Annotated in this window: 19 protein-coding genes; 4 read left to right on the forward strand and 15 right to left on the reverse strand. The window is 59.8% G+C overall.

Annotated elements, in window-relative coordinates; translation table 11 throughout:
• Positions 1-20: 20 nt before the first annotated feature.
• From E6W33_RS10045 to E6W33_RS10055, 3 genes are read right to left on the reverse strand one after another with little or no spacing between them, the layout of a single operon-like run.
• The gene (locus tag E6W33_RS10045; RefSeq protein ID WP_136417091.1) at positions 21-917 is read right to left on the reverse strand and encodes a pirin family protein; all 897 of its coding nucleotides are present in this window, start codon (positions 915-917) and stop codon (positions 21-23) included.
• Between the two features lie 40 nt (positions 918-957).
• On the reverse strand, positions 958-1,836 hold the full coding sequence (locus E6W33_RS10050; protein ID WP_136417093.1) for a pirin family protein: 879 nt from the start codon (positions 1,834-1,836) through the stop codon (positions 958-960).
• 35 nt (positions 1,837-1,871) lie between these two features.
• A complete protein-coding gene (locus E6W33_RS10055) occupies positions 1,872-2,492 on the reverse strand; it encodes an FMN-dependent NADH-azoreductase (protein WP_136417095.1) in 621 nt (206 codons plus the stop codon).
• Between the two features lie 99 nt (positions 2,493-2,591).
• Between E6W33_RS10055 and E6W33_RS10060 the strand changes: the two genes are divergently transcribed.
• Positions 2,592-3,497: a LysR family transcriptional regulator gene (locus tag E6W33_RS10060; protein WP_136417097.1), complete on the forward strand. Its 906-nt coding sequence runs from the start codon at positions 2,592-2,594 to the stop codon at positions 3,495-3,497.
• A gap of 76 nt (positions 3,498-3,573) precedes the next feature.
• Here E6W33_RS10060 and E6W33_RS10065 read toward each other — a convergent pair whose 3' ends face one another.
• The gene (locus tag E6W33_RS10065; RefSeq protein WP_136417099.1) at positions 3,574-3,951 is read right to left on the reverse strand and encodes a DUF4148 domain-containing protein; all 378 of its coding nucleotides are present in this window, start codon (positions 3,949-3,951) and stop codon (positions 3,574-3,576) included.
• 319 nt (positions 3,952-4,270) lie between these two features.
• On the opposite strand from E6W33_RS10065, the gene E6W33_RS10070 reads away from it, so the two are divergent.
• The gene (locus E6W33_RS10070) at positions 4,271-5,392 is read left to right on the forward strand and encodes an FAD-dependent oxidoreductase (protein ID WP_136417449.1); all 1,122 of its coding nucleotides are present in this window, start codon (positions 4,271-4,273) and stop codon (positions 5,390-5,392) included.
• Here the strand turns inward: E6W33_RS10070 and E6W33_RS27815 are convergent.
• The 7 genes from E6W33_RS27815 to E6W33_RS10105 all read right to left on the reverse strand — a co-directional run bounded on the left by E6W33_RS27815 (position 5,389) and on the right by E6W33_RS10105 (position 10,303).
• Complete coding sequence (locus E6W33_RS27815; RefSeq protein ID WP_168798603.1) at positions 5,389-7,035, reverse strand: methyl-accepting chemotaxis protein; 1,647 nt, start codon at positions 7,033-7,035, stop codon at positions 5,389-5,391. The genes E6W33_RS10070 and E6W33_RS27815 overlap by 4 nt on opposite strands.
• A gap of 414 nt (positions 7,036-7,449) precedes the next feature.
• On the reverse strand, positions 7,450-7,746 hold the full coding sequence (locus tag E6W33_RS10080) for a chaperone modulator CbpM (RefSeq protein ID WP_136417102.1): 297 nt from the start codon (positions 7,744-7,746) through the stop codon (positions 7,450-7,452).
• A gap of 19 nt (positions 7,747-7,765) precedes the next feature.
• Positions 7,766-8,203, reverse strand: a complete 438-nt coding sequence (locus E6W33_RS10085; protein WP_136417104.1) for a universal stress protein — start codon at positions 8,201-8,203, stop codon at positions 7,766-7,768.
• Positions 8,204-8,238: 35 nt separating this feature from the next.
• A complete protein-coding gene (locus tag E6W33_RS10090) occupies positions 8,239-8,763 on the reverse strand; it encodes a hypothetical protein (protein WP_136417106.1) in 525 nt (174 codons plus the stop codon).
• Between the two features lie 91 nt (positions 8,764-8,854).
• Positions 8,855-9,304: an Hsp20 family protein gene (locus E6W33_RS10095; protein WP_136417108.1), complete on the reverse strand. Its 450-nt coding sequence runs from the start codon at positions 9,302-9,304 to the stop codon at positions 8,855-8,857.
• Positions 9,305-9,430: 126 nt separating this feature from the next.
• Entirely contained in the window at positions 9,431-9,853 is a 423-nt protein-coding gene (locus tag E6W33_RS10100) for a hemerythrin domain-containing protein (RefSeq protein ID WP_136417111.1), read from the reverse strand.
• Between the two features lie 12 nt (positions 9,854-9,865).
• The gene (locus E6W33_RS10105; RefSeq protein ID WP_136417113.1) at positions 9,866-10,303 is read right to left on the reverse strand and encodes a universal stress protein; all 438 of its coding nucleotides are present in this window, start codon (positions 10,301-10,303) and stop codon (positions 9,866-9,868) included.
• Between the two features lie 231 nt (positions 10,304-10,534).
• Between E6W33_RS10105 and E6W33_RS10110 the strand changes: the two genes are divergently transcribed.
• The gene (locus E6W33_RS10110) at positions 10,535-10,972 is read left to right on the forward strand and encodes a universal stress protein (protein ID WP_136417115.1); all 438 of its coding nucleotides are present in this window, start codon (positions 10,535-10,537) and stop codon (positions 10,970-10,972) included.
• 87 nt (positions 10,973-11,059) lie between these two features.
• Here the strand turns inward: E6W33_RS10110 and E6W33_RS10115 are convergent, their stop codons facing one another.
• Entirely contained in the window at positions 11,060-12,628 is a 1,569-nt protein-coding gene (locus E6W33_RS10115; RefSeq protein ID WP_136417117.1) for a bifunctional aminoglycoside phosphotransferase/ATP-binding protein, read from the reverse strand.
• Between the two features lie 75 nt (positions 12,629-12,703).
• On the reverse strand, positions 12,704-13,903 hold the full coding sequence (locus tag E6W33_RS10120) for a serine hydrolase domain-containing protein (protein WP_136417119.1): 1,200 nt from the start codon (positions 13,901-13,903) through the stop codon (positions 12,704-12,706).
• Between the two features lie 361 nt (positions 13,904-14,264).
• Between E6W33_RS10120 and E6W33_RS10125 the strand changes: the two genes are divergently transcribed.
• Positions 14,265-16,127, forward strand: coding sequence for a sigma-54-dependent Fis family transcriptional regulator (locus tag E6W33_RS10125; RefSeq protein WP_136417451.1), 1,863 nt, complete (start codon positions 14,265-14,267; stop codon positions 16,125-16,127).
• Positions 16,128-16,135: 8 nt separating this feature from the next.
• Here E6W33_RS10125 and E6W33_RS10130 read toward each other — a convergent pair whose 3' ends face one another.
• Positions 16,136-16,501, reverse strand: a complete 366-nt coding sequence (locus E6W33_RS10130) for a DUF779 domain-containing protein (RefSeq protein WP_136417121.1) — start codon at positions 16,499-16,501, stop codon at positions 16,136-16,138.
• 72 nt (positions 16,502-16,573) lie between these two features.
• A complete protein-coding gene (gene adh, locus E6W33_RS10135; protein WP_136417123.1) occupies positions 16,574-18,094 on the reverse strand; it encodes an aldehyde dehydrogenase in 1,521 nt (506 codons plus the stop codon).
• Positions 18,095-18,457: the final 363 nt, after the last annotated feature.

The raw sequence follows: 18,457 nt of genomic DNA on the forward strand, positions 1-18,457 counted from the left end.
ATGTGATCCTGTGAATTGCCTTAACTGAAAGACTCGGGCGGTTTCGGCTCGTCCGGCAGCGGAATCCATTCCGTTTCCTGCGGCACTGTGCCGAAGCGCTGCGCACGCCAGTCTTCCTTTGCCTGCGCGATCGCATCCTTGCTGCTGGCGACGAAATTCCACCAGATAAAGCGGTCGCCATCGATCGGTTTTCCGCCCAACAGCATGATGCGCGCCGTCGTCTTTGCCTCTATTGTAAGTTCTTGTGCGCCTGGAAGGACAGCCATATGTTGCGCCGGGAATTCGGTCCCGTCGATAAAAACCTCTCCATCGACCAGGTAAATCGCCCGCTCCGGGTAGTCGGCGGGCACCGTCAATCGGCTGTTCGGCGCCATCTCGCCCGCGGCGTAAAACATGTCCGAGAAGGTGCTCGCGGGCGCCGTGCAGCCAAATGCGGTGCCGGCAATCAGGCGCAGGCTGACGCCCGGCAGCTCGATGGCCGGCAGCGTCGATGCGGGATGATGTTCGAAGGCAGGCACGACGGTTTCATGCGCCTTGGGCAAGGCAACCCAGATTTGAATGCCGTGCAGCGGCCCGCCGGAGCGACGTGCATCGTCGGGGCTGCGTTCGGAATGCACGATGCCGCGCCCGGCAGTCATCCAGTTCACATCGCCGGGATGGATCGGCTGCACGCTGCCGAGCGAATCGCGATGCATGATCACGCCTTCGAACAGATAGGTGACTGTTGCCAATCCGATATGAGGATGCGGACGCACATCCAGTCCGGCACCGGGACCGAATGCCGCCGGCCCCATGTGGTCGAAGAAGATGAAGGGCCCAACCATCTTGTGCGGATGGCTGGGCAGCAGGCGCTTGGCGGTGAAGCCGCCAAGGTCCTTGACGTGCGGCTTGATCAGATGAAAAGAAGGCTGGGCCATGGGCGAAGCTCCGAGGATCGCTGATGCACCCATTATCCGCTCAAGTCGCAGGCCGGGTGAAATTGCCGCTTTGATAATCGCGGATCGCCTGCTCGATTTCCTCGACGCTATTCATCACGAAGGGGCCGTATTGTGCGACCGGTTCGCGCAAGGGGCGGCCGGCGAGCAGAAGAAAACGTGCACCGTCCGCACCGGCCCGGACATCGATCCTGTCGCCGGGCGAGAGAATACCGGCACTTTGCGAACGCAGCGCGCGCGGCGCCACGTCACCGATCAGCACGTCGCCTTCATACACATACAGGAAGGCGTTATGCGAACCGTCAACGGCCTGGGTGAAGGAAGCACCGGTAGGCAGTTCGACATCCAGATACAAGGGCTCGGTGCTCAGCCCCTGGATTGGCCCGCTCACCGTCCTGCCGTCAACATCCGCCGCGCCGGCAATCACTTTCACCTGTCCACCACCGGGCAAGGCCGCGACCGGAATCTCCGACGGCGGAATATCGCGATAGTGCGCGGGTTTCATCTTTTCCTTCGCCGGCAGGTTGATCCAGAGCTGAAAACCGCGCATGCGGCCCTCTTCCTGTTGCGGCATTTCGGAATGCACGATGCCGCGCCCCGCCGTCATCCACTGCACACCACCGCTTTTCAGTTCGCCGACATGGCCGAGATGATCCTCATGCCGCATGTGCCCGTCCAGCATGTAGGTGACCGTCTCGAAGCCGCGATGCGGATGGGAAGGAAATCCTGCGAGGTAATCGCCCGGATTATCCGAGGAGAACTCATCCAGCATCAGGAAGGGATCGAGCCGGGCACCCTGCCCCTGCCCGATGCTGCGACGCAGTTTGACCCCGGCGCCGTCGGACGTGGCGAGGCCCTCGATAATGCGCTGCAGGCTGCGTGACGTGACAGTAGTGTTCATGGTTTTTTCCCTCAATGACAATCGATCATAAGGCCTCAGGCGGCAGCGCGCAGCGGCTCGCTCAACAGCCTGATTGCGGTTTCGGCATTTGCCAGGGCGGCTTGCTTGCTTTGCTCGCCCATGTTCAAGCCTTCGGCATAGACGAATTCCACGTCGCTGATGCCGAGAAAGCGCAGGAAATCGCGTACATAAGCAGTCTGCGTGTCCATCGGCGTGCCGACATAGGCGCCACCGCGGGCCGCGAACACATACACTTTCTTGCCCGTCAACAGGCCGACCGGACCCTTGTCCGTATAGTTGAAGGTTACACCGGCACGCGCTATATGGTCGAAATACGCCTTCAGCGTCGAAGGAATACCGAAGTTGTACATCGGCAGGCCCAGCACGATCACTTCGGCGCGCGTGAGTTCGTCGATCAGCCCGTCGGAAAAATCGACCACGGCTTGCTGCTCGGCGCTGCGCTCTTCCGGTTTGGCAATCAAGGCGCCAAAACGTTGCGCGGTCAGGTGCGGCACCGGCTCAGCACCCAGGTCATGGGCAATGAGCTTGCCATCCGGATTGGCACTCTTCCAGTTGGCAATGAACTGCCTGGCCAGGCGGCTGGACTGGCCGTTTTCGGAAAACATGCTGGCGTTAATCTGAAGCAGGGTTTTCATGCTGAATCTCCTCGGGTTGGGTTGGAGATTCCATTAAACTATTTACCTAATCGATAAAAAAGTAGAATATTTAGGGCATATCTATCTATTCATCCGATAATGGAAAACCAATACATTACCCTGGAGCAATGGCGCACCCTGATTACGGTAGTGGACACCGGGGGCTATGCGCAGGCAGCTGAAGTACTGCACAAGAGCCAGTCTTCCGTGACCTATGCGGTGCAGAAGATCGAATCGCTGCTTGGCGTCAAGGCATTCGAGATCCAGGGCCGCAAGGCGATCCTGACGCCGACCGGGCAGTTCCTGTATCGCCGCGCGCGCGCCTTGCTGGAGGATTCGAGCGCGCTGGAACGCGCCGCGAGAAAACTGTCGGCTGGCTGGGAGGCCGAAATCCGGATCGCGGCCGAGATCATCTTTCCGACCTGGCTCTTGCTGGAATGCTTTGACAAGCTTGGCAAGGAGAGTCCGCATACGCGCATCGAGTTCATCGATTCCGTGCTTGGCGGGACGACGGAAGCCTTGCTGCAGGGACAAGTCGATCTGGCGATCGCAGGTGTGGTGCCGCCGGGATTTCTCGGCATGCCCTTGTTGCGCCTGCGCTTTGTTCCGGTGGCCAGCCCCACCCATCCGCTGCATCAGCTCGGCCGAGATGTGACGATCGAGGATCTGCGCAAGCACCGTCACCTGGTGGTGCGGGAGTCCGGCAGCCGGCGCAGTACGCGGGTGGCCTCGATCGATACCACGCAACGATGGACCGTCAGCCACATCACAACCTCGATCGAAGCCGTGCGCATGGCCTACGGCTTTGCGTGGTTCGCGGAAGAAAAAATCCGCAATGAGTTGCGCGACGGCTCACTCAAACCATTGCCGATGCGCGACGGCGGGGAACGGTTTGCTGAGCTCTACCTCGTGCTTGCCGATGCCGACAGTGCCGGGCCAGGGACACGCCGGCTGGCGGAGATCATCCGCGAAGCGGTCGGCAGCGAATGCACGCAGCATCAATGAGGCCCGTAACAACAAACATGCCAGCCGGTTTCACGGCTGGCATGGTGAGATGCCTTGCGTTGCGCGTCAGCGGCATTCAGCTGCCGACGACCTGGCGTGCGCTGCCTGCGGCCTGCAGCACCTCGTTGCGTACTTCTGCGCGCGTCTTGCTCGAAGCGACATTCTTGAACTCGACGTATTCCGGGCTGCTGCCCACCGTGGCTTGTGCGCTGGTCAGTTCAGCGCGCACTTGGGCGCGCGGCATTGCCGAAGCGAGCTTGCCGAATTCCACGTACTCGGTGTTGCCGGCGAGTCGAGCTTGCGCATTTGCCTGGGCCAGTTCAGCCTGCACTTCGGCACGGGACTTGGTTGAAACGACGTTGGTGAATTCGACGTATTCGCTGCTGGCTTGAGCGAAAGCGGAACCGGTAATGGCGAACACGGCAGCGGCGGCGATCAGGTTTTTGGCATTCATTTTTTTCTCCAATAAAAATCAGTTGACTGTGAAGTGCGGTCCGGCGGTGAAGGAATCGGTGATCCGTCTGAACCAGCTCGCTGAGTCGCACTTGTGTTGTGTGCTCATCGATGAAGCACAGTCTATACATTCAAATATCAACAATAAATAGCATTTAATACAAATAATTATTTCCAATTCAGGAATAATCAAACAAAAACCACCCTGCGCAGCAGCATCACGGGTTTCTTTTGCCTCCAACCAATACACGGACCTCCCGCGAGCGGCGGATAATATGCACTTCCGAAACGAAGGGAGGACCGAAGTGGCAAATACCGTGATGAAGTGCGACGTCCTGATCATTGGCGCAGGCATCGCCGGCGCGTCAATCGGGTATTGGCTGGCACCTCATGCGAAGGTCATCCTGCTGGAGCGCGAGGCGCAGCCGGGCTATCACAGCACCGGCCGCTCTGCCGCCCTGTTCTATGAAAGCTACGGCCCGCCGCAGGTCCGCGCGCTGACCTGCGCCAGCCGCGCCTTTCTCGACAATCCTCCGGCCGGTTTCACCGATCACCCGATTCTTTCTCCACGCGGCGCATTGATGGTGGCGACCGAGGGACAGGCCGATCTGCTCGATCATCACGAAGCGGTCGTGCGCTCCGTGTCCGAGCGCGTGCAACGCTTCGACGCGGCCGGTGCCTGCAATCTGGTGCCGGTGTTGCGCCGTGAACGCGTGCTGGGCGCGGTGTATGAGCCGGATGCAGCGGATATCGACGTGCATGCCCTGCATCAGGGATATTTGCGCGGCATGCGCGCCGCCGGCGGCATGCTGGCCTGCGACACGCAGGTGACAGCGATGGAATACGCGAACGGCGCATGGCGCGTGAGCGCCGGCGGACAAGTGTTTGAAGCACCGCTTGTGGTCAACGCGGCGGGCGCATGGTGCGATGTCATTGGCGCGATGGCCGGCGCGGCTTCCATCGGCCTGGTGCCGATGCGGCGCTCGGCGTTCACCTTCCTGCCTCCGCCCGATGTCGATGTCACCGCGTGGCCGATGTTTATCGGCGTGGACGAATCGTATTACGTGAAGCCCGATGCCGGCGTGCTGCTCGGTTCACCGGCCAATGCCGATCCGGTCGAGCCGCACGACGTGCAGGCCGAGGAGCTGGACATCGCAATGGCCATCGATCGCATCGAAACCATGACGACCCTGACCATCCGCCGGCCGAAAAACGTGTGGGCCGGGCTGCGCTCCTTCGTGCCCGACGGAAGTTTTGTCGGCGGCTTCGATCCGTCCGTGCCCGGTTTCTTCTGGGCGGCGGGGCAAGGCGGCTATGGCATCCAGTCTTCCGCCGCGGCGGGAGAAGCTTACGCCGCACTGTTGCGCGGCGCGCCGATACCGCAGCACATCATGGATTTCGCACTGAACCTGGATGAATTAAGCGCCGCACGCCTGCGCTAAAGCCTCTTCATCCCGAGTGCCATCCTCAACGGCGCGGGCGGGATCGCCGGTTTCAACGTCAGGACCTTCGGCGATTCCGTTCTGTCGCGTGGAAGGATGGCGCCGAGGTCAAAGGCAGCGACCGCTTGCGCCAGGTCCGTCGCCTGCGCCTGCATTGCGGCGGCAGCCGCTGCGGCCTGCTGCACCAGTGCGGCATTGTGCTGCGTCATCTCGTCCATGGTTGCAATCGCGCGATTGATCTCTTCAATGCCGGCGCTCTGGTCCTGACTGGCGTCGGTGATCTCGTTCATGATGTCGGCCACATGCTTGACGGCGGCGACGATTTCTTCCATCTGCCTGCCCGCATCATCGACCAGCGCATTACCGCTCTCGACCTTCCTGACCGAGTCGCCGATCAGATCCTTGATTTCCCGCGCTGCCTGCGCGCTTCGTTGCGCCAGCGTGCGCACCTCCGTCGCGACTACGGCGAAACCGCGCCCCTGCTCGCCGGCACGCGCCGCTTCCACCGCGGCATTCAGGGCGAGGATGTTGGTCTGAAAGGCGATGTCGTCGATCACGCCGATGATGTCGACGATCTTGCGCGAACTTTCCTTGATCGAGCCCATGGTGTCGACCACCTGGCTGACCACGACGCCGCCCTTGACGGCCGACTCCGATGCCGACTTCACGAGGCGATTCGCCTGCTGCGCGTTCTCGGCATTGTGACGAACCGTGTCGGTAAGTTGCTCCATCGAAGACGCGGTTTCTTCCAGCGCACTTGCCTGGGATTCGGTGCGCGCCGACAGGTCTGTATTGCCTGTTGAAATTTCTCCGGATGCCGTGCCGATCTGATCGGTGCCGGTGCGAACCTGCCGCACGATGGTCGACAGGCTTTCATCCATCTCACGCAAGGCGCGCAGCAGCTCGCTGGTTTCATCCTTGCCGCTGATGGTGATCTGCGCGCCGAGCTTGCCGGCGGCAACGCGTTTCGCAATACCGACTGCGTCCTGCAAGGGAACAGTGATGCTGCGGGTGGTGATCACGGACAGCATGCCGCCCGTGACGAAGGTGATCACGCCCATCGCAAGCAGAAGCAGCGTGAGGCGATGGCCGGCCTCTTCGCCGTCTTCCAGCAATTGATCGACAGCCTTCTGCTGCATGCCGACCAGCTTGTCGATTTCCGCGATCGCCTGCTGGTTGAGCGGATCGATCTGCGATGAAATCAGCTTGCCGGCGGATTCGTTCGCATAGTCCTTGACACGCTGTATCGCTTCAGCGAACGGCGCTTCGGTCTTTTTGTTCAGGTCCGCGATGCGGGCGACGATCGCCTTCTCATCGCCGCTCAGGCCCATGGAGAGCAGTTTGTCCTCCGCCTCCTTGAAGCGCTTGCGCTGCACTTGCAGCTTGGCTTCCTCGCGCAGCATGTCGGGCGTGCTGTATTGCAGCCCGACGTTGCGCATCGCGATGCCGCCTTCCAGCACAGCGCTGCGCATGACGTTGGCGACGACCGCTTTCGCGTTCGCGTACTTCAGTCCCTCGCTTTGGGATTTCCGTCCGTTTGCACTGATCACGATATCCGCGAGCAGCACGCAAACGACCAGCACCAGAATAATGCCGAAGCCGATCGCCAGCCTCGTACCGATTTTCACCGTACGTAGATTCATTGCCTTGTCTCCCGATCCAATTTCCTGGCATTTCGGGAACCTGTCTGCCGGACTTTGATGGCATCCGGTCGAATAATTGTGGATGTAGACGAAAGCTCCCTTGCCATACACCCCAGCAACGGGAGTGTAGCGGAAGACTTTGACTTGCAGTCAGGTCAATAATCGGACATCCAGGGAACTGTTCAGGAACTGGGCGATTACCCGTAGAGAAAGCAAATGAGCGTGCGTCGAAGCGTTTGCAAATTGCCATCGGAAATTTCAGACCGGCTTCCAATGATGCGCGGGGAAACCAGGCGCGGTGCGCCGGAGCATGAATCAGCGCAGGGCAGATATTGTTTTCCGAAACGTCCGGTTTTCGGACATATACCGACACTGTTCAATTCACAGTCAGTTACTCTGTGTTGTAAAAAAGTGTCATCGCCTGGTGCGCAGTTCTTCTTCGAGGGCGTCGATGCGCCGCATCAGCATGAGTGCGACCGCAACGCCGCGTGCGTCCAGTTCGAAGTCGTCGCGCAGCCTCCGCGCGACGACTGCGGTGCGCACATAGTCCTTGTGAAATCGCGCCGGTTCGATCAACTCGTCCAAAGGCACGAGGAGGCCGAAGTCGACAAGCGCCTGTACTTCGGCCAGCGAGAGGCCGGAAGCCTTTGCAATCTCTTCTATGGTACAGATTCCCGATTGCCCGGATTCTATTGCGTCTTCGATTTCCATCCCGCTCCTCGTCTCCTTACTAGCGATAGACCAGCACCGGTATCTGGCTGTGCGTCAGCACCTTGTGCGTCTCGCTCCCCATCAAGATGCCCTTGACGCCCTTCCTCCCATGGGAAGCCATCGCGATCAGGTCGCAGTGGTGTTCCTTCGCCCCGTCGATAATCGCTTCATAGGGGTGATCGCTGGACACATAAGCGACCGCACACGGAACTCCGGCCTGGCGCGCGGCATCCTCGATCACCGCCAGGTAGGTGGCCGCATGGACCTTGGCCGCCTGCATGAATTGCTCCTTGGTGTCCTCCAGCATTTCCGCCTGATAGGTGAACAGGTGATATTGCGGCGTCACATGAAAACCGGTCACTTTGGCGCCAATGTCCTTGGCGAACTGTATGCACTTCTTGATCGCGTCTTCCGATGCCTCGGAACCGTCGGTCGGTAACAAAATATGCTTGAACATGTTTGTCTCCTTCCCTCTTCGATCATGGTTCGGAACTACTCCACGGATATGTCATCTCCCATGCAGGTTTTCAGGATCAACTGGCTGTGCCGCATGCTGTCCGGCAGTACGATGCCTTCCTTGCGCGCCGGCAGCAGTCCGGCCCAATCCTTCTTGCCGTAACCGTAGATTTCAGCGACACCGTCGAGCAGTTCGTCTTCCTTCACGCCCTCACGCGCGAGATCGGCGCGGCAGACATACACCATGCCGCCACGTTCGCGCACGCGCTGCACCCAGGCCAGCACGTCCTTGTTCGCGCCGCCTCGCGCAAGCTGCCGGACATTGCTGCCGGCGACAACTACCCAGAAGCGATCCGTCGGCTGGCCGGAACTGTCGGCGAGCGCCTGCTTGAAAGTCTGGTCGATTGATGTCCCCTGGCCGGCAACGTAGATGCCTCCATCCGATGCGAGTGCATGCGCCGCGGGCAATGCGCAAATCATCAGCCAGGTCAGCGCACGAATGCAGCGCGCGGTTTCTCCTCGTCTGCACGCGTGTGCTGCGCCAGGTGACTTCAGAATCATGTTTCCCTTTCCTTATCAAAGGCCGCCGCGGCGGCGATGTTTCGGCCGCGGATCCATGTTCCTGTCCATGGATTCGCCGTGCCGTATGTGTTTAACTGACCGTGATCTTCTTGCTGACACTGGCCGCTTTTTTCGGCAGGACGATCTCCAGCACGCCGTCCTGATACCGGGCGACTACTTTTTCGTCGTCAATGTCATGCGCCAGCGTAAAGCTGCGGTATTGCTGTCCGTAATAGCGTTCGCTGCGCACCACGGTCTCGCCTTCCTTTTCTTCCTTTTCCCGCTTCGTTTCTGCGGAGATGGTGACCTGGCTTCCGTTGACATCAATCTTGATGTCTTCCTTCTTCACGCCGGGAATTTCCGCCTTCACCATGTATTCCTTGTCCTTTTCGACCAAATCCATCTTGATGCGCGGTTCCGCTTCATACGCGCGCAATGCAGGTGCAAGATTGAAATCCTTGAAAAAATCACCGATACGACCGAATGGCTCGAAGCGAGCGACTTCTCCGAACGGATCGAAGTGCATCAAATTCCTTGCCATGATTAACCTCCTGTTTCAGAAGCCAAAAGATCCGCGCGCTGCCTCGATCCTTGAGCGCACGATGATGCCGGTGTGAAGGGACCGCGGCAGGCCCGTTTTTTATCCCCAAAGGTGTCCGTCATGACCTCATTGTCGTGCCGTGCCAGGCACCTTTCCCCTCTCCTCGCTATCGAGTTCCGCAGCAAACGCCAGCGCCGTATCCATAGTCGCGAGATGCAGCGTGAACCACTGCGGCAGCAGGCCAATGGCGTCGCGTCCCAGCGCGATATCGCCTTCCATCACCCGCGGCTCGATATGGTGCAGCGCGCTCAGAACCCGCGCATGCTGTTCGCAATGGGCTCGTATGCCGGGATAATCGAGGTCTTCCATCATTTGCTCCTCTTCGTGGAAGTCAGTCTCGATCTTCGCCACCAGGGCGTGGAACGCCGGCCCGAATCGCTCGTCCTCGATACTGTCGAGTTGCATCAGGTCCTGCAGGAATTCCTGATGTGCGATATCAAGTGCCGGCACGCCCAGTGACATTTCCGGCGACCATCTAATTGTTTCCATGGAATGCCTCGTTTAACGGAAAACCAGAACCGGAATCGCCGAGTTGACCAGCACCTTGTGCGTTTCGCTGCCGAGAAACAGCTTGCTCAATCCCTTGCGTCCGTGCGACGCCATGAAGATGACATCGCAATTGCATTTGTTGGCAGCCTTGATGATTTCTTCATAGGGCGCAAACGATTCCGAAACCAGGGTTTCGCAGGGCACGTTCTGAGCGCGTGCTGCCGCAGCGATCTTTTCGACATGCTGTCGCGCTACGTCACGCGATCTTTCTTCGTAGACTTCGCGCTCGTTCGAGAACGCCATCTCGGACATCGGCGACAGCGGGTAAGGTTCGCTGACGCATATGCCGACAATGTTTCCGTCAGTGGTCCTGGCGAATTCGATGGCGGCAGTAATCGCCTTGTCCGACAGAGGAGATCCGTCAGTGGGCACGAGAATTTTCTTGAACATGTTCGCTTTCGCAGTTGCCGATGTTTTCAAGGAAAACCCTTGATCGGCCTATGGTCATTTTAGGTAAAATCCAATCTGGTTCAAGCGTGCAGCGCCGCCGCGCCGTGTTCTTTGCGGTGAATGGTTTGATCTGAGTCAAGGAAAGCCAAGGGTCGTCAAAACGCGTACTGCCGGACAGCGAAACTGGACACTCCTCGCGCGGCAGCAGTGCATCAACAAAGGAAGAATGTCATGTTCAAAACGATTCTTGTTCCAACCGATGGCTCGCCCCATTCGGAAAAGGCCATCCATGCAGCCGTCGACTTCGCGCGCCAGACCGGCGGCAAGGTGATCGGCCTCGCGGTCGCCGAGCCCTACCCGTTTCCGCCTATCTCGGACAGCGCCTACTGCGGCGGCTCGCAAGCCTATGAACAGAGGGCACTCGAGCTCGCCAGGGAGCATGTCGCGCTTGTCGCAGCCACGGCGACCGCTGCCGGTGTGCCGTGCGAAACGCTGGTGGAACAGTCCGACGATCCGCATGAAGAAATCATCGACGCCGCGCAGCGGCTGCACTGCGATGCCATCTTCATGGGATCGCATGGCCGCAAGGGATTGAGCAAACTGTTCGCGGGAAGCGAAACGCAGAAAGTGATCGCCGGTTCGACGGTGCCGGTGACGGTCTTTCGCTGATCGCTGATCTTTCCTCGCGACAATCAACTCGCCGGGAGCGATGCGCGGCGTTCTTTCAACGTGTTGCGGTCGCGCGATACCGTCAGTTCATCGCATGAGCCGCGTGCGCATCTCGTCGACTGTACTGCGATCCAGCGCGCGTTCGGAATCGATGACGATGGTCTGCGTCAATTCGTCCGCGGTGAGAGGCTCATGGCTGGCGAGCTGCGCTTCCAGCACGGCCAATCCGGCGTCCGATGCATCCATGTTCCGCTGCTCGCGTTCGGCAATGCGCGATTTCATGACGGATTCGGGTGCGCGGATATCGAGTATCAGAAACGGTATCTCCAGCTCTTCCGTCAGTCGCTGGAAACGCATCCGTTGTTCGCGCTTCAGAAAAGTGGCATCGACGATGACGCGTGCGCCGGATGACGCGACCTGCCTCGCGAGCGCGGCGAGCTGCTCATAGGTTTGCTGCGTCACGCTACGTTCATACAAGCCGGCTTCTCCGCGTGTTGACGGCGCCAGTCCGCGCATGCGCTTGCGCTCGACGTCCGAACGCAACTGGATCGCATCACACGCCTCGACGAGCTGTCTCGCCACGGTCGACTTTCCGCATCCGGAAAAGCCATGCGTGATCATGATTGCCGGGTGAACAGGTGCGATGCGCGCGCAGGCAAATGCCAGATAGTCCCTGCCCTGCTGCCTGCGAGCGCGCAATTCTTCTTTGTCGACGTCCTCTTGCGCTGCGCGCAGTAGGGCAACCTTGCAACGTATCAGTGCGCGATGCACTTCGTAATAGTGCATCACCGCCAATCCGTGATAGTCGCCGGTCGCTTCCAGATATCGATTCAGAAAACGTGCGGCCAGTTCGGGATGCTGCCGAAAACGCAAATCCATGCCAACGAAGACCATGTCGTTCATCACGTCGATCCAGCGGAGTCGATCGCTGAACTCGATGCAGTCGAAGGCTTCGACCCGGCCGTCCCGCGTGAGGATGTTCCCGCTGTGCAGATCGCCGTGACATTCCCGGATCATGCCGCGCGATTTGCGTTCGGCGAATGTCTCGGACAAATGGATGCGCTGCTGCGCTTCCCATCGCAGCAAGCGCGCCACTTTCTCCTTGTCTTGTTCATCCTGGACCGACGCCGCGATCTGATTGAGGGTCTCGTCCGCCACCGCATCCAGCGCCTCCTTTCCGGCCCAGGGGCTGGAAACGGGCGCAATCGCCGCCGCCTGGTGAAAGTGCGCGAGAAGCTCCGCCAGCGCATCGACTTCCTCGCCGGTCAGCCGCCCTTTGCGCAGACGCTCGTCCCAGAGCGCCTCCTGCTCGAACGCGCGCATCCGGACCGCATATTCGACGGGCGTGCCGGCGCCTCCGAAGACCGGGGTGCCATGCTCCAGCGTGACCGCTACCACGTCGAGATAGATGTCGGGCGCGAGCCTCTTGTTCAGGCGCAGCTCTTCCTCGCAGTAAAAGCGGCGGGCGTCGAGCGTGGAGAAATCGAGGAAATCGAAACGAACCGCTTTCTTGAACTTGTAGGCGTCATCGTCGGCGACGAGCACGTGGGAGATATGCGTCTCGAACGAGGCGAAGCGAGTCGATTGCTTCGACAGAGAGGCTGCAAGCGCTGAGATGAGCGCGGCCTGATTCGCCAAGGCAACATGATCGGTCATGCATGACTCCGGCTTGCAGCAAAGCGGGACTTTGATTATGCCACCGCAGGATGTTGTGCGGCCGAGTTTGCGCCCCTATTCGAGCGCCGCGTACACCAGATTGCGGAACAGTTGCCGATAATGGTTGCGCTGCTCCGGCGCCTGCATCAGGTAGATCGCAAGCAGGTTCTCGCGCGGGTCGATCCAGAAATAAGTGCCGGCCAGACCGCTCCAGGTGAAGTCGCCGACCGAACCCGGCATGAAGGCATTGCCTTCGGAGGTACGCACCGCGAAGCCGAGACCGAAACCATAGCCGGCGCCCGGCAGATAGCTCGCGCCGTTTTTCGCATGCGGCAGTTCGGCGAGATGGTCGCTCGCCATGTAGCGCAGCATCTTGCGCGACAGGATGCGCACGCCGCCCAGTTCGCCTTCGTTCTGCAGCATTTGCGCAAAGCGCAGATAGTCGTGCACGGTCGACATCATGCCGCCGCCACCCGAGAGGAAATTCGGACGCCGGCGCGGCTGGTTAAGTTTGACCGACGTGCCGGTGACCGGATCGATTGCGAACGGTTCCGCGATCCGGTGATGCTGGTCGGGTTCCACCCAGAAACCGGTCTCGTGCATGCCGAGCGGCTTCAGAATGCGCTCGGCGAGGAATTCATCCAGTGACATGCCGGACAAGCGTTCCAGCAACACGCCCAGCACATCGGTTGCATGGCTGTACTCCCACACCGTGCCCGGTTGATACGCCAGCGGCAATTGCGCGAGTGTCCTGATGAATTCATCGCTGGTCGCGCGCGGACTGCCGAGGCCGGAATTGCGGTATTCATCCTTCACCAGCGATTCACCGAAGATGCCGTAGGTCAGCCCGGAGGTGTGACGCATCAGATCCTGCACGGTCATCGGCTGCAGCGTCGGTGTCAGCTCCAGAATGCGCTTGCCTTTCGCATCCAGCGTTTCAACACCGACCTTCAGATTCCGCAGTTCAGGGATGTGCATCGAGACAGGATCGCTCAACAGCAGCCGGCCCTGCTCCACCAGCATCATGATGCCGACCGAAACGATCGGCTTTGTCATGGAATAGATACGGAAGATCGTGTCGAGCGCCATCGGCGCACCCGTCGATGGGTCTTGCACGCCGAGCGCCTGTTCGTAGGCGATCTTGCCATCGCGGGCGATCAGCATGACTGCGCCGGGAATGAGTTTGGCGTCGATATCGGCCTGGATACGCTTGCTGATTGCTTCGAGGCGAGGCGCGGAAAACCCCGTGCGGTCCGTGCTGCTTGTGTTGTTCATTGTGATGGATTCCTGGTTGTCTCCACGCGCGGAACATGCGCATCGGCAATGATGCGGCGGTGAACCGAACGGTCGTTTTATTTGCAATCAATCATACCGTTGCGCTGCGACGACGGTCAATTCGAAACAGTCTGAAACCTGTGTCAAATTGGAGCACTTGCACACCAGAATACGGTGATAGACTGATCCTCAAGACAGAATCAATCCCTGATAGATTGACAGTGGTGGAGACATGATGAAACAGCACTCGAATGACAAACTTCTCGAGGGAGGTCAGCATCTCGTCTTCCCTCCCGCTTGCGGCTTGCCGCAAAAACAACATATCGGAGATGGCACGGATCCTGCCCATCTCTTGTCCACGATGATCCAGAATTCCCATCAGCGCTCCGCTGCGTACGGGCTCGCACCCAATGCGAAACCGGACTTCAGTCCTGTCTGCCGCACCGAGCTTTCGCAAGCGGTTGAGCAGAACCGTGTGCTGCACACTTATGCGCTGCCGGTGATGGAAACACTCTACGAGCAGATCGTGAACACGCACAACATGGTCATCCTGACCGATGCGACGGGCCTGATCGTGCATTCGATCGGCGATGCCGATTTCCTGGAAAAGGCGAACCGTGTGGCATTGCAGCCGGGCGCGGCCTGGTCGGAGCAAAGCAAGGGCACCAATGCCATCGGTACCGCCATCGCGGAACGCGCGCCGGCACTGGTGCATGCGGACCAGCACTTCCTGACCGCCAATCATTTCCTGACCTGCTCGGCAGCGCCGATTTTCGATCATCAAGGCAAGGTGATCGGCGTGCTCGACGTCAGTGGTGACCAGCACAGCTTCCACAAGCACACCATGGCCCTGGTGCGCATGTCGGCGCAGATGATCGAGAACCAGTTGTTCTCCGCCGTGTTTCAGGATGTGATTACACTGCACTTCCACAGTCGTCCCGAGTTCATCGGCACGCTGATGGAAGGCATCGCCTCCTTTACGCCGGGCGGCCGCTTCCTGTCGGCCAACCGCAGCGGCCTGTTCCAGCTCGGCTTGTCGCTTGCGGCATTGAAGGCGCACACCTTCAGCTCGCTGTTCGGCTTGCCGGTGTCCGCGCTGTTCGATCACTACCGCACCGCCGCTCCCGGCTTGCTGAACATGTGTCTGCATAGCGGAGTGCGTGTGTATGGACGCGCCGAGTTGCGCCTGTCGAACAGTTACTTCCAGAGCGAACCAAGCTCCACGCAGGAACGCGGAACAGAGCGCCCGCGCCACGTCGTCGACACGCCGCAGCAGTCGCGTCGCCTGTCCAGCCTGCGCTACCTGAACACCGGCGACCCGCAGATCGCAAACGTGATCGACAAGGTCGGCAAAGTGATCGGGCGCGACATTCCCATCCTGATCATGGGCGAGACCGGCACCGGCAAGGAATTGCTAGCACAAGCCATTCACAACGATTCGCCACGCGCAGGCAATCCCTTCGTCGCGGTCAACTGCGCATCGATACCGGAGACGCTGATCGAGTCGGAACTGTTCGGCTACGAAGACGGCGCATTTACCGGCGCACGCAAGAAAGGCAGCATCGGCAAGATTCTGCAGGCCAATGGCGGCTCGCTGTTCCTGGACGAGATCGGCGACATGCCGCTCGGCTTGCAGGCGCGGCTGCTGCGCGTGCTGCAGGAGCGCATGGTGACGCCGCTGGGCAGCACCAAATCGATTCCGGTCAACGTCGCGGTAATCTGCGCGACCAATCGCAATTTGCGCGACCAGATCGCGAAGAGCGCTTTCCGCGAAGACCTGTACTACCGGCTCAATGGACTGGTCGTGAAACTGCCGCCGCTGCGTGAGCGCACCGACCTGGAAATCGTGATTCAGAAGATGCTGGCGGTCGAATCGAACGGCGAGCATTACACGGTGTCGCCGGACATCATGCAGATGTTCAAGCAGCACAGCTGGCCGGGAAATTTCCGTCAGTTGACCAATCTGCTGCGCACCGCCATCGTGATGGCGGGCGACGAACGCGAGATCCGGCGCGAACACATGCCGGACGATTTTCTCGATGATGTCGGCGAGGCACACTGCAGCGCCGCGCCAGCTGCGCCGGGACGCGCGCGCCTCGCGGATGCCGAGGTATCGCTGATCCGCAGCACGCTCGCCGCACATGACGGGAACGTCTCCGCGGCGGCAAAGACGCTTGGCGTCTCGCGCAATACCATTTACCGCAAGCTGAATATGCGCAGCTAGGGGACCGTTCAGGCTCCCAGGGCCTGACACTCCTCATCCGTAAACAGGCGCGAACGCGTTAGAAAGCGCTTGCCGGTTCCATTATCGAGCGAGAACATGCCGCCGTTGCCGTCTACCACGTCGATGATGAGTTGCGTATGCCTCCAGTATTCGAACTGCTCGCTGCCCATGTAGAACGGCGCATCGACAATCGTGCCCAGAAAGACATCCGAATCGCTCACATCGAAATCGCCCAGCGCGTAGCACATCGGTGCGCTGCCGTCGCAACAACCGCCGGATTGAAAGAACATCAGTGGACCGTGCTCTTCGCGAAGCGCAGTGATGAATACCGTTGCCGCTTCGGTGGCGATCACGCGTGGAATGGTTTGCTGCATCGTTGTTCCTCGCACATACATGGATAATCGCCGGTAAAGCGGGCGCACCCGCTTTACCGTTTACTGCAACGCTCAGAAGAAGCCGAGCGCCTTCGGGCTGTAGCTCACCAACAGGTTCTTGGTTTGCTGATAGTGATCCAGCATCATCTTGTGCGTCTCGCGACCGATACCGGACTGCTTGTAGCCGCCGAATGCTGCGTGCGCCGGATACAGGTGGTAGCAGTTGGTCCACACGCGGCCAGCCTGGATGGCGCGGCCCATGCGGAAGGCGCGCGCGCCATCACGGGTCCACAAGCCGGCGCCAAGACCGTACAGCGTGTCGTTGGCAATCGCCAGCGCGTCCTCTTCATCCTTGAAGGTCGTGACCGATACCACCGGCCCGAAGATTTCTTCCTGGAAGATGCGCATCTTGTTGTGACCCGCGAAGATCGTCGGCTTCACATAGTAACCACCGGCGAGGTCGCCGCCCAGCTTGTTCTGCTCGCCGCCGATCAGCACCTTGGCGCCTTCCTGACGACCGATATCGAGGTAGGACAGGATCTTCTCCATCTGTTCCTGCGAAGCCTGCGCACCGATCATGGTCGTGCTGTCGAGCGGGTTGCCCTGCTTGATGGCGGCCACGCGCTTTACGGCGCGTTCCATGAACTTGTCATAGATCGATTCCTGGATCAGCACGCGCGACGGGCAGGTGCACACTTCACCCTGGTTCAACGCGAACATGGCGAAGCCTTCGAGGCACTTGTCGAAGTAGTCGTCGTCCTTGTCCATCACGTCGGCAAAGAAGATATTCGGGGACTTGCCGCCGAGTTCCAGCGTGACGGGAATGATGTTCTGCGCAGCGTATTGCATGATCAGGCGGCCAGTGCCGGTTTCGCCGGTGAACGCGATCTTGGCCATGCGCTTGTTGCTGGCGAGCGGCTTGCCGGCTTCAAGGCCGAAGCCGTTGACGATGTTCAGCACGCCGGGCGGCAACAGGTCCTGGATCAGTTCGGCCAGCACCAGGATCGAGACCGGTGTCTGTTCGGCCGGCTTCAGCACGATGCAGTTGCCCGCGGCCAGTGCCGGAGCGACCTTCCATGCAGCCATCAGGATCGGGAAGTTCCAGGGAATGATCTGACCGACCACGCCCAGCGGCTCATGGTAATGATAGGCATAGGTTTCCGCATCGATCGGCGACACGGAGCCTTCCTGTGCGCGAATGCAGCCGGCGAAGTAGCGGAAATGGTCGATGGCCAGCGGAATGTCGGCGGCCATGGTTTCGCGGATCGGCTTGCCGTTGTCGATGGTTTCCGCGGTTGCCAGCAATTGCAGGTTGGCTTCCATGCGGTCCGCGATCTTGTTCAGGATGTTGGCGCGTTCGGTTTGCGAGGTCTTGCCCCAGGCGGACTTTGCCGCGTGCGCAGCGTCAAGTGCAAGTTCGATGTCTTCCGCCGTCGAGCGGGCGACTTCGCAGAATGCCTGACCAATGATCGGGCTGATGTTCTCGAAATATTGGCCGCCTACCGGCGCGACGAACTTGCCGCCGATGAAGTTGTCGTAACGCTGCTTGTACGGATTCTTGATACCAAGTTTGCTGATGTCGGCCAGATTCATGTCTTCCTCCTAAGTGATGATGGGTCGCTGTTTGTGACAATGGGTGCTCCAGGCACGTGAAGCATTGCGCAATCGGCGTGCCAGCCGATGCAATTCGCGCTCTCGCATGGCGCCTTCCCTAGGAAAGACGCCATGCCGATCGGGAATGCGGCACTGTGCAAGGCGGCACGATGCAGGACCGGTGTTCCGTCATGGAGCAGATTGCGAACATGCACTGCTCCAATTCGTGTCACCCGCCTTGCGCGAAGCATTTGGCTGCCGTTGACCTACATCAATAAAATATGGAGCCGCAGCGATTACGGTAGTGCGCATCACCGTCAAATACCTCCTCCATGCCTGCGCCACCGTCTCCGGCAGCCGGCG

The sequence above is a fragment of the Herbaspirillum sp. ST 5-3 genome, assembly GCF_004804275.1.
Classification (GTDB): domain Bacteria; phylum Pseudomonadota; class Gammaproteobacteria; order Burkholderiales; family Burkholderiaceae_D; genus Noviherbaspirillum.

Bases quoted from the DNA above. Each gene is read 5' to 3' on its own strand.
- E6W33_RS10045 (WP_136417091.1), bottom strand. From the start codon at position 917: ATGGCCCAGCCTTCTTTTCATCTGATCAAGCCGCACGTCAAGGACCTT.
- E6W33_RS10050 (WP_136417093.1), bottom strand. From the start codon at position 1,836: ATGAACACTACTGTCACGTCACGCAGCCTGCAGCGCATTATCGAGGGC.
- E6W33_RS10055 (WP_136417095.1), bottom strand. From the start codon at position 2,492: ATGAAAACCCTGCTTCAGATTAACGCCAGCATGTTTTCCGAAAACGGC.
- E6W33_RS10060 (WP_136417097.1), top strand. From the start codon at position 2,592: ATGGAAAACCAATACATTACCCTGGAGCAATGGCGCACCCTGATTACG.
- E6W33_RS10065 (WP_136417099.1), bottom strand. From the start codon at position 3,951: ATGAATGCCAAAAACCTGATCGCCGCCGCTGCCGTGTTCGCCATTACC.
- E6W33_RS10070 (WP_136417449.1), top strand. From the start codon at position 4,271: ATGAAGTGCGACGTCCTGATCATTGGCGCAGGCATCGCCGGCGCGTCA.
- E6W33_RS27815 (WP_168798603.1), bottom strand. From the start codon at position 7,035: ATGAATCTACGTACGGTGAAAATCGGTACGAGGCTGGCGATCGGCTTC.
- E6W33_RS10080 (WP_136417102.1), bottom strand. From the start codon at position 7,746: ATGGAAATCGAAGACGCAATAGAATCCGGGCAATCGGGAATCTGTACC.
- E6W33_RS10085 (WP_136417104.1), bottom strand. From the start codon at position 8,203: ATGTTCAAGCATATTTTGTTACCGACCGACGGTTCCGAGGCATCGGAA.
- E6W33_RS10090 (WP_136417106.1), bottom strand. From the start codon at position 8,763: ATGATTCTGAAGTCACCTGGCGCAGCACACGCGTGCAGACGAGGAGAA.
- E6W33_RS10095 (WP_136417108.1), bottom strand. From the start codon at position 9,304: ATGGCAAGGAATTTGATGCACTTCGATCCGTTCGGAGAAGTCGCTCGC.
- E6W33_RS10100 (WP_136417111.1), bottom strand. From the start codon at position 9,853: ATGGAAACAATTAGATGGTCGCCGGAAATGTCACTGGGCGTGCCGGCA.
- E6W33_RS10105 (WP_136417113.1), bottom strand. From the start codon at position 10,303: ATGTTCAAGAAAATTCTCGTGCCCACTGACGGATCTCCTCTGTCGGAC.
- E6W33_RS10110 (WP_136417115.1), top strand. From the start codon at position 10,535: ATGTTCAAAACGATTCTTGTTCCAACCGATGGCTCGCCCCATTCGGAA.
- E6W33_RS10115 (WP_136417117.1), bottom strand. From the start codon at position 12,628: ATGACCGATCATGTTGCCTTGGCGAATCAGGCCGCGCTCATCTCAGCG.
- E6W33_RS10120 (WP_136417119.1), bottom strand. From the start codon at position 13,903: ATGAACAACACAAGCAGCACGGACCGCACGGGGTTTTCCGCGCCTCGC.
- E6W33_RS10125 (WP_136417451.1), top strand. From the start codon at position 14,265: ATGATCCAGAATTCCCATCAGCGCTCCGCTGCGTACGGGCTCGCACCC.
- E6W33_RS10130 (WP_136417121.1), bottom strand. From the start codon at position 16,501: ATGCAGCAAACCATTCCACGCGTGATCGCCACCGAAGCGGCAACGGTA.
- adh (WP_136417123.1), bottom strand. From the start codon at position 18,094: ATGAATCTGGCCGACATCAGCAAACTTGGTATCAAGAATCCGTACAAG.